A 16,346-nucleotide genomic window follows, 5' to 3' on the forward strand; every position below is an offset into this window, starting at 1 on the left:
GGGCGCTGCAACGCCGTATCAAACTAAGGTGAAACGACTATACTGTTTTCCGGCATTCAGGCCGTCTGAAAACAGCAAAGCCAGATGCAAAGCATCCGGCCTTTTGCAGCTGGTACGGCAGCAGGTTTTATCTGTCCAGGCCGCATCAGCGGGTTTCGCGCACGTCTTTCCAGCCGTCGTCTGTTTCAACCAAAATCGCGGTTTGTATGCCGGGCGGTGTCAGCGGCAGTTTTTGCAGGCCGCCGGCTTCCAGCAGCTCGGGCAGCCAGGTTTCGCCGATGAATTTGCTTTCGTAGTCCACGCGTGCGGTCAGGTGGCGGCCGGTTTGCTGCGAGAGGGCGGAAGCATGGATTTTGGTAACTTCCATGCGGCCGACGCAGAAGAGTGGGGATTCGTCTTTGCGGACGTGGCTGCGCTGCTGGCCTTCTTCGGTCAGGGTGTAAATGACGATGGGGATGGTTTCGTCGCTGTCTTGTTTGATGGGTTTGTTTTCTTTGGTTTTTTTGTAGAGACCTTCGTCGGCCAGAATGTCGAGCTGCGCCAGCGCGGTGCGGTTGATGGTTTGGCCTTTGCGGTTTTCGGCGGCGATTTTGATTTCGCTGCTGCCCAGTGCGATGGGAATCAGCACGTTGCGGTCGGAGGAGTGCTGTACGTTTAAGGCCAGCGGCAGGCAGACGCCTTGTTCTTTGGCGAAGCGGTTGATGGTTTTGGTGTAGAGTTCGTCGTCGGGTTGGCTGCCGGAGCAGGCGGCCAGGAGTGGGGTAAGGATGAGTGTGCCGAGCAGGAATTTATTCATTGTTGGTATGATATTGCATGATAATGACGGTATTTTACCGTATTTTGTAGCAGTTCGGCGGACTAATGGTTAGAATGGCGTTTTTTGTGGTAAATAAAGGACAAATATGATTAAGCTCTACGGCATTCCGAATTGCGATACGGTGAAAAAAGCACGCGCTTGGTTGGCGGAAAATCAGATTGATTATGAGTTTGTCGATTTCAAAAAGCAGCCGCCGCAGGCGGAGTGGCTGGAAGCGTGGCTGACGCAGATTCCTTTGGAAACGCTGCTCAATAAGCGGGGTACGACTTGGCGCAAGCTGGATGCGGCGCAGCAGGCGGAGGCGCAGGATGCAGCGGGCGCGGTGCGCTTGATGCAGGCGCAGCCGAGCATCATCAAGCGCCCGGTGTTGGATAAGGACGGCAGCTTCAGCGCGGGCTTTTCTGCCGATGCTTATCGGGCGATATTCGCTTGAGTGTTTTCAGACGGCCTTTTGCTGCGAAAAGGCCGTCTGAAAGGTGCATAGGGCGGGAAAACGCGTTACAATACACGATTATCCGTATTGTTTATCCATTATTTTTTGTTGAATCGATATGTTCCATACCGTAGAAAAATATAAAGGGCCGGCGCAAATCATGCTGGGCCTGATTGCGCTGACTTTCGTCGGCTTCGGCGTGAGTACGGCGGCGGCGCCCGGCTCCGATTACATCGTGCAGATTGGTGATGAGAAAGTCAGCGAGCAGTCGCTGAATGCGGCCACGCAGAATATGCAGGGCGAAAACCGCGATGCCGTGTTCCAATCGCTGGTGCAGCGCGCTTATCTGACCCAGGGCGCGAAGCTGATGGGGATTGCGGTATCGCAAGAGCAGATTAAACAAATTATTGTGGATGACCCGAATTTCCACGACTCCACCGGCAAATTCAGCCAGGAGCTGCTCAGCCAGTATCTGTCGCAGCGCCACATGAGCGAAGACCAGTTTGTCGAAGAAATCCGCTCGCAGTTTGCCCTGCAAAACCTGCTGAACCTGGTGCAGAACGGTACATTAATCAGCGACGAGCAGGCCGCCCAGCTGATTAACCTGACGCAGGCGGTGCGTACCATCCGCTCGGTTACTTTTGACTTGGAATCTTTTGCCGGCAAAGTGAAAACCGATGATGCCGCCCTGCAGCGTTATTACGAAGCCAATAAAAAAGATTACGTCGTGCCGCAGGCCGCGAAAATTGAATATGTGGCACTGACTTTGCAGGATTTGGCGCAAAAGCAGAGCGTCAGCGAAGAGGAAGTCCGCAAAGCATTTGACGAGCAGGCCGCCCAAGCCGGCCCGCGCCGCGAAATCGCCCATATCTTCTTCCCCGCGCCGCAAGACGAAGCCGCCCGCGCCGCCGTAAAAGCCGAAGCGGAAAAAGTTTTGGCTAAAGTCAAAGCCAAACCGGCTGGATTTGCTGCCGAAGCGCGTCGATATGCCCAAAACGCCGGTGCCGAATCGGTGCTGTGGGTATCGAAAAACGGCGCATTGGGCGCGGAATTGGAAAACGCAGTATTCTCCCTGCCTAAAGGCCAAATAAGCGGCCTGATTGCTGCCGAAACCGGCTTTTACATCGTTCAAGTGCTGAATATCCAAGACAAGCCCGTGTTTGAGCAGGAAAAAGCCCATATCGAAGCCGAGCTGAAACAGCGCAAAGCCATGGCCGAGTTTAATGCCGCCAAAGAAAAACTGGCGGAAAGCGCGTTCAACCACCCCGACAGCCTGGCCGAAACCGCCAAAGCGCTGGGTCTGAAAATCGAAGCGCCCGACGAATGGCTGACCCGTGAAAACGGCAAAGCCGCGGGTATGCCCGACAACCTGATTGAGGCCGTATTTAGCGATGAAGTGCTGAAGAAAAAGCATAACTCCGAGCCTGTTTCCGTGAGCGACAACGCCGTGTGGGTCGTGCGTGCTAAAGAAGTGCGCGAAGAGCAGACTGCGCCGTTTGCCGAAGTGAAAGACAGCGTTTTGATGGCCTACCTGCGCAGCGAGGCATCACGTTTGGCCGGAGATAAGGCGGATGAAGTGTTGGCCGATTTGAAATCCGGCCGCCAGGTTGAAGTGAAATGGTCGGGCGTATCGGAGCTGAACGCCCAGCAGGCGCGCCAGTCCATGCCGCCCGAAGCCTACGCCGAGCTGATTAAAGCCCGCCCGGCAGACGGCAAACCGGCCTACGTTCTGCTCAAAGGCCTGCCCGCGCCGGTGATTTTGGAAGTACAGAAAATCAGCGCGCCGGAAAACGTGACCGAGCAGATTCCCGCCGCCAAGCAGGCTATGTTGCAACAGCAGGCCGGCAACACGTTCGATTACCTGATGCAATATCTGTACCGCCAAATTCCACAGGAAACCGGCGCGCAGAAAGTCAATCCGGGCGAATAAAAGCCGTCTGAAAAGAGATATTGATAACGCAAGCCGTCTGAAAACCGTATATCGGGTTTTCAGACGGCTTTTTCCATTGCACGGTGGTGCCGTCTGAAAAAGCGGGGGGGGCTGTAGGCTGGGCTTCAGCCCAGCACAAATGCGGAAATCGCCGTAGGTCGGATTCCCCTGAATCCGACATTTGGCCGCAAGGACAAAATCTTGTTGTTTGTTTAATAAGCTGCTTATCTTGCTCTGCGAGCAAGCGTCGGATTCGGGGGAATCCGACCTACGGTTATCTAAAAAGCCGTCTGAAAACGCGTGTTTTTCAGACGGCTTTCCTTCCTGCGACAGGCCGCTAAGGCACATCATCCTTATCAAAAGGCTTTTTCTGCCAGTAAGGCTTGTATGTTTTTAACCGCCCTTGGTAGGGGTTGCCGCTGCCGAGTTCAAAAAGCAGGGCGCCGGATCGGTCGGTACGCAGCAGGGTGATGCCGTGGGCGCTGACGCGGTTGCGTACGGCGGGGGTGGGGTGGTTGTAGGCGTTGGCGTAGCCGCTGGAGGCGACGGCGTAGAGCGGGGCGACGGTGTTGAGAAATGCGCCTGATGATGCGCTGTTGCTGCCGTGATGCCCCAATACCAAGATATGGCTGTACAGGCGGCTGCCGTAGTAATCCAGCAGCGCGCGCTCGCCTTTCTGCCCTAAGTCGCCGGTGAGCAGCAGGGCTTCTCCGTTGGCGGTTACGCGCAGTACGCAGCTTTGGTCGTTGTCTTCGCGTGCGGTATAGGCGGGCGGGCGCAGAAATTCAAACCATACGCCGTCCCATTGCCAGCGTTGCTCGCTGCAGGGGCGTGCGTGCGGGTAAAACTCGGGCTGACCGGCCCAGATGGCAGCGGGTTTTTTGGCTGCGGCGACAGCGGTAAAACCGCCGTCGTGGTCGGTATCGTGGTGGGAGAGTACGAGCGCGTCCAAGCGTTTGACGCCTGCGGCGTGCAGGCTGGGAATGATGGCGCTGCCGGCGGATGCGGCGGTAGCGGTATCGAAAAGCAGGCTGCGGTTGGCGGTTTGCATCCAGACCGATAAGCCTTGCCCGGCATCCATGACCATGATTTTCAGACGGCCCGGCTCGACTTTTTCCGGGCGGTAGCAGATAAAGGCGGCCAATACCAGCCATGCCCACGGCCGCAGCCCCAAGCCGCGCGGGGTCAGCAGGATTAAGGCGGCGGCGGTGGCGGCCAGCAGCAGCGGCAGCGGCGCGGCGGCAACAGGCCATTCGGGGGCGATGTCGGCCAGCAGAAGCAGCAGCCTGAGGGTGTATTCGCCCAGCATGGCGGCAAACCATTGCAGCGGCGCAACGGGCAGCGCGGAAGCCAGCAGCGCGAGCGGGGCAAGCACCCAGGAAAACCAGGGTATGGCAAGGGCATTGGCCAGCGGGCTGATGAGCGGCAGCGCGGCAAACAGGTAGCCGAGCAACACCACGGAGCAGACGGAAGCCGCCCATTGCCCGCGCAGGGTGGCTTGGCGGGCGTTGTTTTTCAGACGGCCTGCGCCGCCCCAAATCAACGCGGCCACCAGCCCGAAAGAGAGCCAGGTGCCGGGCGCGAGCACGGCTAAGGGGTCCAGCAGCAATACGGCGGCCAGCGCCTGCAGCCAGCCCGACCACAGGCTTTGGCCGCGTGCGCGCCACCATGCCCAGGCAAAGGCGGCCAGCATCAAGACGCTTCTTTGGGTGGGTACGCCGAAACCGGCCATGCCCGCATACACCAAAGCCCCGCTCAGGCCGGTGAGTAATACCCACAGGCGCGGCTTGGCCGGGGTGCGGGGCAGCAGATACAGCAGGCGGCGGGCGGCATAGCCGAAAAGCAGGGCAATCATGGTAACGTGCAGCCCGGAGATGCTCACCAAATGGGTCAGCCCCAGGGGGCGGAACGCCTGCCACAATTCGCTGCGTAAGGCGGATTGTTCGCCTATGCTTAATGCACGCATCAGCGCGATGCCGTCTGAAAAATCCTGCCCGTCTATGCCGTTGGCTAAGGCCCAGGCTTCGCGGTTGAAGCCGCGCAGATTGACTTCGCCGATAATGGGGCGGACTTTGGCACTAATGCGCCAGCGGCTGCCGACCGGCCAGTCGCGCAGTTGGTAATCCGAAAGCTGCAGGGTAAACGCCTGCCCGCGCTCATCCTGCGCCCGCGCGGTAAATTGCACGCGCTTGCCGTCTGAATGCGGCATGTCGGCCACTTCCACCGTCAGCGCGGTTTGCGCGGCGCGTTGCAGCGGCCATTGCGCGGCCAGCGCCGCCTCGGTGCGCCACACGCCGTAGCCCGCGCCGATAAGAAATACGGGCAGCAGCAGCCAGGCCGGGCGTTTCAGCGCGGCGGCTGCCGAAAGAACAAACGCGCCTGCCCACAGCGGCCACGGCGGTATGAAAGGGAGCGCGAAAGACGCAGCCACGCCCGCTATCCAGCAGGGCAGCAGATAGCGGAGCAGGGCGGATGAGGCGGGCGGTTTGGCGCTGTCCATAAGCGGCTGCCTGATGGGGGTGTGGTTGGTGGGAGCTGCTTAACACCGGGGTATGGCGGATAAGTGTGCGGCCTAAATACCGATGCTAAGATGCTGTATTCTAATATGATATTTGCCGTTTATCCAAGCACTTGCCGCGCCGGAGCGCATCAGTCGGCAATCACGCCCAGCGCCTGCAGGCCGCGATAGACGCCGTCTTCATCGACGCTCGGGCAGATATAGCGGGCGGCGGCTTGTGCTTCGGGCGTGCCGTTGCCCATGGCGACGCCGAAGCCGACGCTTTGCAGCATTTCGATGTCGTTCAGGCCGTCGCCGAAGGCCATGGCATCCTGCATCGTTAAGCCGAGTTTTGCCAGTGCGGCGGCAATCCCGCCGGCTTTGGAGCTGCCTGCGGGCAGCATATCGACGGCCTCTTCATGCCAGCGCACGGTTTTCAGACCCGCTTCGGCCGCGATGGGCTTGATTTCCGCATCACGCGCGGCGTTGTAAAAGACCAGCATCTGATACACGGGGGCGCTGCGGTAATAATATTTGTCGGTGGGGTGGTCGGGCAGGATTTTCGACAGGGCGGCTTCAACCACGGGCACCGGCTCGGAAACGGCAATGGTGCGGTTGTTGACAAAAGCATAGGGCAGCCCTTTTTGGTCGAAGCGGGCGCATACGGCGGCGATGGCGGCTTCGTTCATCGGCTCGGCGTGCAGCGGTTCGCCGCGAAATTCGACATAGCGGCCGTTGACGGTTACCAGCATATCGATGCCGGCTTCCTGCGCCAAATCTTTGATTTTTTGCGGAATGGCGGCAGGCGGTCGGCCGGTGGCGATGGCGGTGAGGATGCCGCGCGCTTTCAAGGCCGCAAAAGCGCGGGCCACGCTGGGGCGAACGGTATCGCTTTCTTTGCGGTAGAGTGTGTCGTCGATGTCGAAGAAAATAATTTTGGGCGTAAACATGGTGCGCTTTCGTGCGGAACATTCAGACGGCCTATTGTATAACACGCTCGGCCTGACGGGCGGAAATCTGCTAAAATCGGCGCTCGTTTGATTTTAGAGGCCGCTTTATGCTGTTTCAGCCCGATTACTTGAGAATGGAGGAGCATTTTCTCCATGTACCGTATTTCAACCATGCCCGCCGCATCCGCGTTTTACTGCCGCAAGGCTACGACGGCGGGGCGGGCGAGCGTTATCCCGTATTGTATATGCATGACGGACAAAACGTGTTTTACAGCAAAGAATCCTACTCCGGCCACTCCTGGAAAATCATTCCGACGCTGAAAAACCATCAGGATATTCCCAAGCTGATTATCGTGGGCATCGACAATGCGGGCGCGCAGCGTTTGGACGAATACGGCCCCTGGCGCACCAATACCGGCTCGACACCGGAAACCGCCAACGCGGGCGGCATGGGCATGATGTACGGCAAATGGGTGGCGGAAACGGTGAAGCCTTTTATCGACCGCTGCTACCGCACCCTGCCGCAGCGCGAAACCACCCTGATGGCGGGCAGCTCCATGGGCGGCATCATCACCGCCTATATCGGCGCGGCCTACCCGCATCTTTTCGGGCATCTGGGCGTGTTTTCGCTGGCTTCCTGGTTTAACGAGCAGGATTTCAATGCCTTTATCCACCACCATCCGCTCGACAGAAACAGCCGCGTGTTTATCCAAGTGGGCACGAATGAGGGCGATGAAGTGGATTCGCATTTTATCAGCGATATGAACCAAGCCTATATCGACTGCACGCTGCATTATTATCAGGCCTTAATCCGCACGGGACACCCGCTCGACCATATCCGCCTGCGGATTATGGCGCGGGAAATCCACCATGAATACCATTGGGCACACCATTTTGCGGATTTTCTGCGTTTTGCGTTGCGGAGGTAATGCTGGGTGTGTTTACCGTAAAAAAAGCCGTCTGAAAATCTGCATTTTTCAGACGGCTTTTTTGCGGCTGCGGCTGACGGCTTATTCGTCGTCGCCGAGGCTGATGCTGATATTGTGTTCCATGCGGCTCGGATGGATTTTCAGGCCGCCGCAGCCTGCTTTTTCGGCAGACAGGCGTTGCAGGTAGGCTTCGTCGATGTCGCCGGTTTGGTAGATGCCGTTGAAGCAGGAGGAATCAAACGAGGCGATGGCGGGGTTGAGGGCTTTGACGGCGGCTTCCAAATCGTTCAAATCTTGGAATACGATGCCGTCGCAGCCGATTTCGCGGGCGATGTCGGCTGCGGTGCGGCCGTTGGCAATCAGCTCTTCGCGGGTCGGCATATCGATGCCGTACACATTGGGGAAGCGTACTTCGGGCGCGGCGGATGCCAGATAGACTTTGCGCGCGCCGGCGGCGCGTACCATTTCGACGATTTCGCGGCTGGTGGTGCCGCGCACGATGGAGTCGTCCACCAGCAGCACGCTTTTGCCTTTGAATTCGGTTTCCATCGGGCTGAGTTTCTGGCGCACGGATTTGCGGCGCGTGGATTGGCCGGGCATGATGAAGGTGCGGCCGATGTAGCGGTTTTTAATCAAGCCCTCGCGGTAGGGTTTGTTTAAGTGCATCGCCAGTTCCATCGCGCTGGGGCGGCTGGTATCGGGAATCGGCATCACCACGTCGATGTCGTCCAGCGGCAGCTCGCGCTTGATTTTGTTGGCCAGCGACACGCCCATGTCCAAACGTGCCTGATAAACGGATACGCCGTCAATCACCGAGTCGGGGCGGGCGAAGTAAACGTATTCAAACAGGCAGGGGCTGAGGGTGGTGTCGTCGCTGCAGCGGCGGGAATAAAACTGGCCGTCGAAGGTGATGAAGACGGCTTCGCCCGGCTCGATGTCGCGTTCCAAATCAAATTCCAGCGCGTTGAAGGCCACGGATTCGGAAGAAACGGCATAGGATTTGCGGCCTTGGGCATCGGTTTGCGAGCCCAATACCAGCGGGCGGATGCCGAAGGGGTCGCGGAAGGCCAGCATGCCGTAGCCGGCAATCATGGCGACCACGCCGTAAGCGCCGCGCACGCGGCTGTTGAGCTGGCGCACGGCGTTGAATATATTGTCAACGGTCAGGCGTTTTTCGGCATTGCCGGAAACTTCGTAGCGCAGCTCGTGGGCAAACACGTTCAGCAACACTTCGGAGTCGGAGCTGGTATTGATGTGGCGCAGGTGGCGGTTGCACACGTTTTCGTAAAGTTCGGTGGTATTGGTCAGGTTGCCGTTGTGCGCCAATACGATGCCGAAAGGGGAGTTGACGTAGAAAGGCTGGGCTTCGGCGCTGCTGCCCGCGTTGCCCGCGGTGGGGTAGCGGACGTGGGCGATGCCGGCGTTGCCGACCAAATCGCGCATATCGCGGGTACGGAAGGCTTCGCGTACCATGCCTTTGGCTTTGTGCAGATGAAACATGCTGCCTTCTGCCGTTGCGATACCGGCGGCATCCTGGCCGCGGTGCTGCAGCATCTGCAGGCCGTCGTACAATAATTGGTTTACCGGCTCATGACTGACCAAACCTAATACGCCACACATGGGTGTTTTCTCCAAAATTAAGGGAAACCCGCCGCAGAGCCTGCCGCCGCGAAACGGAGCGGAGCGGGGCATTTAAGGCGGATTTCAAAACCAACCGGATGCTTCCGGCTGCCGAAATCAGACAGTAAGCCGTTTTCAGACGGCCTGTTGTATCACCTCAGGCCGTCTGAAAACGGCGGTATAGCCGGGGCAATTCCGTTCTACGACAAGGCGGCCAACGCCGTAGCAGAACGGAATGGCTCCGGCTATATCAGGGGAAGCCTGCCGTTGCGCCGCCGTAAGGCAGATAGGGCATCACGGCTTGCGACAGGGCTTCGAAATAGGGAATGCTGTAAGAGCGCTGCCATGCTTCGCTTGCGGGCAGCTCGGTAAACGAGCAGACCATCACCACCAGCGTGACCAGCAGAATGCCTTTGGCCGTGCCGAACACGCCGCCGAGCAGGCGGTTGGCGCCGCCCAATCCCAGGGCGGAGATGGCGGCCGTGAGCAGCGAGCGCAGGAAACGCTGGGCAAACCAGGCGGCGAAAAACACCATCACGAAAGACAGCGCCACACCCAGCGCACGCGGCTCCATCGATGGAAAGGCCAGCTCGGAAAAGGGTACGGCAAACCATCTGGCGGCGGCAAAGGCGGCCACCCAGGCCACCAGCGAGCCGACTTCGGCCACCACGCCGCGCATCATGGACATAAAGGCGCAGGCGGCCACAACGGCAAAAGCCAGAATGTCGGCAATCGGAATGCCGCCGAAAATACTGCCCATCGCTCTGCCGCTGCCTTATTCGTTCACCACCGCGCCGGCAATGCCGTGTACGCGCAGTTTTTCCAAATCGCGGCCGGCGGCTTCGCGGCTCTTATAGGCTTCGGATTTCACGCGGTAAACCTTGCCTTTGTCGGTATTAATCTCGATGATTTTAGAGTTGATACCGGCGGCTTTCATTTTGCGCTGGAGGCTTTGGGCGCGTTCTTTTTCGGCATAACCGGCCTGGATGGCGGCGCGTTGTCCGCCCGAAGCGGCGGCTTTACCGGTGTTTTTGGCAGCGGCTTTGCTGTCTGCTGCGGCTTTTTCAGACGGCTTTTTGGCAGCGGCGGCGGTGTTCTTGGCGGCGGCTGCGGTTTTGCTGTCGGCCTTAGGCTTGGCGGCTTCTTTTTTGGCTTCGGCCTGCTGCTTGGCTTTGCGCTCGGCGGCGGCTTTGGCGGCTGCAGCCTGTTTGCGCTGCTCGGCGGCTTTATCGGCAGCCTGCTTGCTGGCTGCGGCCTTGTCGGCAGCGGCTTTTTCCGCTTTGGCAGCGGCCGCACGTTTTTTCGCGGCGGCTTCGCGTTCGGCAGCGGCTTTGGCGGCAGCCTGCTTACGCTGCTCGGCCTGACGGGCGCGGCGCTCTTCGGCACGCTTTTCTTCGGCGGCACGCTTGGCGGCTTCGGCCTGCAGGAGACGCTCGGATTCTTCCAAGCCTTTGATGTCGCTGTCCACCAGCGTATTGTTAATCAGCACCAGCGGCTCGGCTTCTTCGCCCGCCTGTATGGTTTGCGGCTTCAATACTTCGACGGATTCTTTCAGCTCGGCCGGCTCGCCGTTGTCGGTGGCTTGGGCGGTTTCTTCGGGTGTGGCGGCAGTCGGGGTGATTTCCACACTCTCGGCAGACGCGGCGGAAGCAGCGGCCGGTGCGGGTGCGGCTTCCTGCTCGGCGGCGGCCGGCGCGGTTTTTTCATTGCTGCTGCAGGAGCCGAGCGAAACGGCCAGCATGATGCCGGATACCAAGACCAAACCGGAAGCCGTGACCAAGCGGCGGCGGTTGCGGCGTTTGAGCTGTTCGTAGCCGGTCAGCACTTCTGTTTGTTTATGATCGGACATATGGGATTCCTATGCGTATCTGTGAAATTCGACACCGGCGGGCGGCTGCCCCTCCGGCAGGAATGTGCCGCTGCTGCTATGGCAATACCGACATGGCTTCGGCAACCGTGTGGAACGAGCCGAATACGACAATTCTATCATTTTCGCCCGCTTTCGCCAAAGCCGCACGGTAGGCTTCGCCGATATTCCCGAAGCTGCGGACATTGTCGATGCCGTGTGCGGCCAGTTTCTGCTGCAGGGCGTCGGCGCTCATGCCGCGCGGTACGTCGAGCGGGGCGGTAAACCATTCGTCGAACTGATCTTTGACGGTGTCCAACACGCCGTCGATGTCTTTGTCGGCCAGCATGCTGAAGACGGCGGTACGGTTTTGTGCGAACGCGAGATTAATCAGGCTGCGGCGCAGGGCGCGGGCGGCGTGGGGGTTGTGGCCGACGTCGAGTACGGTCAGCGGCCGGCCGGGCAATACTTGGAAGCGGCCGGGGTTTTCCACCATCACCAAGCCGCGTTTGACCGCGCCGAGATCGACGGGCAGCCGGTCGTGCAGGGTTTCCAAGACCGTGAGCGCGCAGGCGGCGTTGCCCATTTGGTAAGCACCGCGCAGGGCAGGCACGGGCAGGGCGTTGCGGTTGCGCGTGATGCCGTCTGAATGTTGCGGGTGGTAGCGGTAGCGCCACTGTACGTTTTCCAGCGGGGCGTAATCGAAATCGCGCTTAATCAGCAGCAAATCGGCGCCGATGGCTTCGGCGTGCTGCTGCAGCGATTGCGGCGGCGGGTTTTGGCCGCAGACGGCGGGTTTGCCGCTGCGGAAAACGCCGGCTTTTTCAAAGGCGATTTTTTCGACGGTATCGCCCAAAAAGGCTTCGTGGTCCAAGTCGATGCTGGTGACGACGGCGCAATCGGCATCGAAGATGTTGACGGCATCCAGCCGCCCGCCGAGGCCGACTTCCAAGACCATCACATCGACCTGTTCGCGCATGAAAATATCCACGGCGGCCAGGGTGTTGAATTCAAAATAAGTCAGCGAGATGTCGCCGCGTGCGGCTTCGATGCGCTCGAATGCGCCGACAATCATCTCATCGGACACCGGCTGCGTATTGATGGCGATGCGCTCGTTGAAGCGCAGCAGATGCGGGCTGGTCAGCGTGCCGACTTTGAAACCGGCCTGGGCGTAGATGCGCGACAGGTAGGCGCAGACCGAGCCTTTGCCGTTGGTGCCGGCCACCACAATCACGGGGCATTGCGGCTGCAGCCCCATACGCGCTTTGACTTCGCCGACGCGCGCCAAGCCCATATCGATCGGGCCGGCGCTGTGGGCGGTTTCTAAATGGGAGAGCCAGTCTTGGAGTGTTTTCATAATCGTTTGCAGACGGGGGGCTGTTTCGTAGAGTGGGCAAAACGGCATGGCCGCGCTTTGTGTGCCGAACGCTTACTTAGTATATGGCGGCATGGGCGCATCATTAAACCGCAGCTTGCGTTCATTTACACAACAGGGTCTTTTTCAGACGGCTTCGGCGTTTCATTGTCTTTGCCTTGACACCACCGCGCCCACACGCGCAGGCGGCGGTAGCTGTCACGGTCGGTCATATCGGGCAACACGGCCTGCCGAATTTTGCGGCTGCCGGTGTCCCAATGTAGAAACAGGGCGTGGCGGCTGATGACTGTGGAGCCGAGCAATACGGCTTCAAATGCGGCCGGCGGTTGCCCGATAAACACGGCGGCGCGCTGCTGCGGGTTAATCACGATTTTCCGTATCGCGTTTGGGTATTGCAGATGAATGACGCGCCAAGCGTGTATCAGGCTGAATGCCAAGCCCGCTAAGCCCGCCCACATCATCCAGCCGTAAAAATACACCAAGCAGATGGCAGCGGCGGCAAGATGCAGCGCCAACGCGGCCGATTTCATCGTGCGCGAGGGGCGTAAGGCCGTATGAAAAGCGGGCGCGGGCATGGTTTACATCATATTGTCGAACACGGGCGATACGTTTAAATCGGCATCTTCCATATCCAGCACCATATCGTGGATTTCGATGTCGAAAAATTCCCAAAACGCTTTCAGGCTCATGTCTTGCGGCCATTTGGCGCGGTCAATGTCCCAGCCTGCCAGCTCGGCTTCGAAAATCTGTTGGTAGCGTTCATCGAAATAAGACACGACGGCTTCCGGCTCGTCGAATTCGGGCACGAGAAACACGGAGCAGTTGGTGCGTAATTGCTCCACAGTCAAATCGGGCATATTCTCATCGGCGCTTTTCAGCCAGGCCAAAAAGCGGGCGGTGGGTTTCAATACCACGGCGGTACGGTCAACGAAATACATGGTGTTCCTTTTGGGGCATGCCGTCTGAAAAAGCGTGTGTTTTCAGACGGCCTACATAGGCTAAGCGGTTAGTGCGTCATCACTTGCTGCAGAAACTGCTTGGCGCGCTCGTGTTTCGGATTGGTGAAAAAGGCTTCCGGCGCGGCTTCTTCGATAATCTGGCCGTGATCGACGAAAATCACGCGGTCGGCCACTTCGCGGGCAAAGCCCATTTCGTGGGTCACGCACATCATGGTCATGCCGCTTTCGGCCAAGTCTTTCATCACTTTCAATACTTCTCCGACCATTTCCGGGTCGAGCGCGGAAGTCGGCTCGTCAAACAGCATCACGCGCGGCTCCATGGCCAGACCGCGTGCGATGGCGACGCGCTGCTGTTGGCCGCCGGAAAGCTGGCTCGGCAGCGCGTCTTTTTTGTGTGCCAGGCCGACGCGCTCCAATAATTCCATCGCTTTGGCTTCGGCCTGCTCGCGGCTTTGCTTTTTTACTTTCATCGGCGAGAGGATGATGTTTTCCAATACAGTCAGGTGCGGGTAGAGATTGAAGCTTTGGAAGACAAAGCCGACTTCTTCGCGCACCCGGTTCAAATCGGTTTTCGGGTCGGCCACATTGATGCCGTCCACCCAGATTTCGCCGCTTTCGATGGTTTCGAGCTGGTTGACCGTGCGGATCAGCGTGGATTTGCCGCTGCCCGACGGGCCGCATACCACCACCACTTCGCCTTTTTTGATTTCCAGATTCACGCCGTTGATGACGTGCAGGTCTTTGAAATGTTTATGTACGTTTTTGAATTTAATCATAATCAATCACTGTTTTCAGACGGCCTTTTGCACCAGGTAATTGCTCAGTTTGACATATAAATCCGGCGCGATATGCTCGGCGCGGTCTTGCGGGTTGATGCCGACGGCCTGTAAATCGTCGTCGCCGGCGATGTCTTTCAGATTATTGCGTATGGTTTTGCGGCGCTGGTGGAAGGCGGCTTTGACCAGTTTGGCAAAATGCTCAAAATCTGCAGCTTCGCCGATGCGGTGTTTCACCGGAATCATGCGGACCACGGCGGAATCGACTTTCGGCGCGGGGTCGAACGATTCGGGCGGCACTTCAATCAGCATTTCCATATCGAAAAAGTATTGTAGCATCACGCCGAGGCGGCCGTAATCGTTGGTTTTCGGCTCGGCCACCATGCGCTCGACTACTTCTTTTTGCAGCATAAAATGCATATCGACGACATCGTCTGCCACTTCGCTCAGGCGGAACAAAAGCGGCGTGGAAATATTGTAGGGCAGGTTGCCGACGATTTTTTTCTTACCGGGAATGCTTTGGAAATCGAATTGCAGCACGTCGCCTTCGTGTATCACCAATTTATCGGCAAACGGCAGCGTTTTCAAACGCTTGACAATATCGCGGTCGATTTCGCACACATGCAGCCGGTTGAGCTTTTTCGCCAGCGGCTCGGTAATCGCCGCCAGACCCGGGCCGATTTCGATAACGGTATCTTCGGGCTGCGGGCGCACGGCGTGGACAATATCGCCGATGATGCGCGTGTCCTGTAAAAAATTCTGCCCGAAACGCTTACGGGCTTTGTGTTCTCTCATGCGGCTTCTTCGGATAAATGGTTGCAGGGCGTATTGTAACTGAAAACCTTGCGGGAATGACAAAGGCCGTCTGAAAAACCTGCGTTTTGCCGATATTTTCAGACGGCTGACGCATATTGCGGTTTGTTTTACGGGCATGGTGTCGGCTGATAAGGCAGACCGCGCTTTACGGGCAACATGGAAATAGGGGGTATCCTAATCAAAAAAGCGGGTTTTGTACAAGCGTTGGCTTTTTTATTTTGGTTCACTATATAATCACGCCTGATTTGTTTCCGAGATGTGCCATGACTGCCTACCGACAGCAATTAAACGACAAAATCCATTATCTGCACCATCTGTTTCAAGGCATGGACATGCCGGAGCTGGAAGTGTTTGAATCGCCCGAATCGCATTACCGTATGCGCGCGGAGTTTCGCGTATGGCATGAGGGCGATGAGATTTTTTATGCCATGTTCGAGCGCGGGCAGAAGGCCAGCGGCGCAACTTTGGTGCGCTGCGACCAATTTGCGGCGGCGCATACGTTGGTCAACGCGCTGATGCCGCGCCTGATTGAAGCGGCGGGCAGAAACAGCGTGCTGAAAAACCGCTGGTATGCGGTGGAATTTTTGTCCACGCTCAGCGGCGAGATGCTGGTGACGATGATTTACCATAAAAAGCTGGATGCCGAATGGGAAGCGGCGGCGCGTGCTTTGCAGGCGGAGCTGGGCATTTTCATTATCGGCCGCAGCCGCGGGCAGAAAGTGGTATTGGCGCAGGATTTTGTGACGGAAACGCTGCATGTGGGCGGCGCACCGTTCCGCTACCGCCAAATCGAAGGCGGATTTACGCAGCCGAATGCCTATGTGTGCGAAAAAATGCTGGCATGGGCATGTGATGCGGCTGAGGGCTTGGGCGGCGATATGCTGGAGCTGTATTGCGGCAACGGTAATTTCACTTTGCCGCTGGCACGCTGTTTCGATAAAGTGCTGGCTACGGAAGTATCGAAAACTTCAGTGGCGGCGGCGCTGTGGAATATTGAGGCCAATAACAGCCGGAACGTCAAAATCGCGCGCTTATCGGCAGAGGAATTTACCGAGGCTTATACGCAAAACCGCGCCTTCCGCCGCTTGGAAGAGCAGGGCATCGCGCTGGCGGATTACCGCTTTTCGACGATTTTCGTCGATCCGCCGCGTGCGGGCGTGGATACGGAAACGCTGAAGCTGGTGGCGCAGTTTGATTATGTCTTGTACGTTTCCTGCAATCCGGAAACGTTGCGGGCGAATTTGGAAACGCTTTCGGCCACGCATCGGGTGGCGCGTTTTGCGCTCTTCGACCAATTTCCGTTTACCCACCATATCGAGAGTGGCGTGTTGCTGACGCGCAAATAATGGTTATTTGAAGGAGAATGATACAGCCTTGCTTCATTCTCATTTTAGCCGA

At 58.1% G+C, this 16,346-nt stretch carries 15 protein-coding genes; 4 read left to right on the top strand and 11 right to left on the bottom strand.

The features are described from left to right. Nucleotides 1–145: 145 nt before the first annotated feature. Nucleotides 146–796 carry an SEN1982 family lipoprotein gene (locus BDE01S_RS02510; protein ID WP_066076951.1) on the bottom strand — a complete coding sequence of 217 codons (651 nt, stop codon included), beginning with the start codon at nt 794–796 and terminating at the stop codon, nt 146–148. A 106-nt stretch (nt 797–902) separates the two neighbouring features. On the opposite strand from BDE01S_RS02510, the gene BDE01S_RS02515 reads away from it, so the two are divergent. Next, nucleotides 903–1,250 carry an ArsC family reductase gene (locus BDE01S_RS02515; protein WP_066076954.1) on the top strand — a complete coding sequence of 116 codons (348 nt, stop codon included), beginning with the start codon at nt 903–905 and terminating at the stop codon, nt 1,248–1,250. A gap of 118 nt (nt 1,251–1,368) precedes the next feature. Then, the gene (locus BDE01S_RS02520; RefSeq protein ID WP_066076958.1) at nt 1,369–3,180 is read left to right on the top strand and encodes a SurA N-terminal domain-containing protein; all 1,812 of its coding nucleotides are present in this window, start codon (nt 1,369–1,371) and stop codon (nt 3,178–3,180) included. 337 nt (nt 3,181–3,517) lie between these two features. Here BDE01S_RS02520 and BDE01S_RS02525 read toward each other — a convergent pair whose 3' ends face one another. Continuing rightward, entirely contained in the window at nt 3,518–5,680 is a 2,163-nt protein-coding gene (locus BDE01S_RS02525) for a DNA internalization-related competence protein ComEC/Rec2 (protein ID WP_082790398.1), read from the bottom strand. Nucleotides 5,681–5,829: 149 nt separating this feature from the next. Then, nucleotides 5,830–6,627, bottom strand: coding sequence for a Cof-type HAD-IIB family hydrolase (locus BDE01S_RS02530; protein ID WP_066076959.1), 798 nt, complete (start codon nt 6,625–6,627; stop codon nt 5,830–5,832). Between the two features lie 107 nt (nt 6,628–6,734). On the opposite strand from BDE01S_RS02530, the gene BDE01S_RS02535 reads away from it, so the two are divergent. Further along, entirely contained in the window at nt 6,735–7,556 is an 822-nt protein-coding gene (locus tag BDE01S_RS02535; protein WP_066076963.1) for an alpha/beta hydrolase, read from the top strand. 81 nt (nt 7,557–7,637) lie between these two features. On the opposite strand, the gene purF is transcribed toward BDE01S_RS02535, so the two are convergent. From purF to rsmA, 8 genes are all read right to left on the bottom strand, one after another. Next, nucleotides 7,638–9,176 (bottom strand): amidophosphoribosyltransferase, encoded by a 1,539-nt coding sequence (purF, locus tag BDE01S_RS02540; RefSeq protein WP_066076966.1) that lies wholly within the window; start codon nt 9,174–9,176, stop codon nt 7,638–7,640. A gap of 250 nt (nt 9,177–9,426) precedes the next feature. Then, nucleotides 9,427–9,936 (bottom strand): CvpA family protein, encoded by a 510-nt coding sequence (locus tag BDE01S_RS02545; protein ID WP_066076969.1) that lies wholly within the window; start codon nt 9,934–9,936, stop codon nt 9,427–9,429. A gap of 15 nt (nt 9,937–9,951) precedes the next feature. Then, entirely contained in the window at nt 9,952–11,025 is a 1,074-nt protein-coding gene (locus tag BDE01S_RS02550) for an SPOR domain-containing protein (protein ID WP_066076972.1), read from the bottom strand. 76 nt (nt 11,026–11,101) lie between these two features. Further along, on the bottom strand, nt 11,102–12,379 hold the full coding sequence (folC, locus tag BDE01S_RS02555; protein WP_066076974.1) for a bifunctional tetrahydrofolate synthase/dihydrofolate synthase: 1,278 nt from the start codon (nt 12,377–12,379) through the stop codon (nt 11,102–11,104). Between the two features lie 125 nt (nt 12,380–12,504). Further along, the gene (locus BDE01S_RS02560; RefSeq protein WP_066076976.1) at nt 12,505–12,972 is read right to left on the bottom strand and encodes a protein YgfX; all 468 of its coding nucleotides are present in this window, start codon (nt 12,970–12,972) and stop codon (nt 12,505–12,507) included. 3 nt (nt 12,973–12,975) lie between these two features. Beyond that, on the bottom strand, nt 12,976–13,335 hold the full coding sequence (locus BDE01S_RS02565) for a hypothetical protein (protein ID WP_066076979.1): 360 nt from the start codon (nt 13,333–13,335) through the stop codon (nt 12,976–12,978). 68 nt (nt 13,336–13,403) lie between these two features. Next, entirely contained in the window at nt 13,404–14,132 is a 729-nt protein-coding gene (locus tag BDE01S_RS11220) for an amino acid ABC transporter ATP-binding protein (RefSeq protein WP_066076982.1), read from the bottom strand. Between the two features lie 15 nt (nt 14,133–14,147). Then, nucleotides 14,148–14,927, bottom strand: coding sequence for a 16S rRNA (adenine(1518)-N(6)/adenine(1519)-N(6))-dimethyltransferase RsmA (gene rsmA / locus BDE01S_RS11225; protein ID WP_066076984.1), 780 nt, complete (start codon nt 14,925–14,927; stop codon nt 14,148–14,150). A 284-nt stretch (nt 14,928–15,211) separates the two neighbouring features. Here rsmA and trmA point away from each other — a divergent pair, with 284 nt between their 5' ends. Next, nucleotides 15,212–16,294 (top strand): tRNA (uridine(54)-C5)-methyltransferase TrmA, encoded by a 1,083-nt coding sequence (trmA, locus tag BDE01S_RS02580; RefSeq protein WP_066076987.1) that lies wholly within the window; start codon nt 15,212–15,214, stop codon nt 16,292–16,294. Nucleotides 16,295–16,346 lie beyond the last annotated feature (52 nt).

Source organism: Bergeriella denitrificans NBRC 102155 (assembly GCF_001592185.1).
Classification (GTDB): Bacteria; Pseudomonadota; Gammaproteobacteria; order Burkholderiales; family Neisseriaceae; genus Neisseria; species Neisseria denitrificans.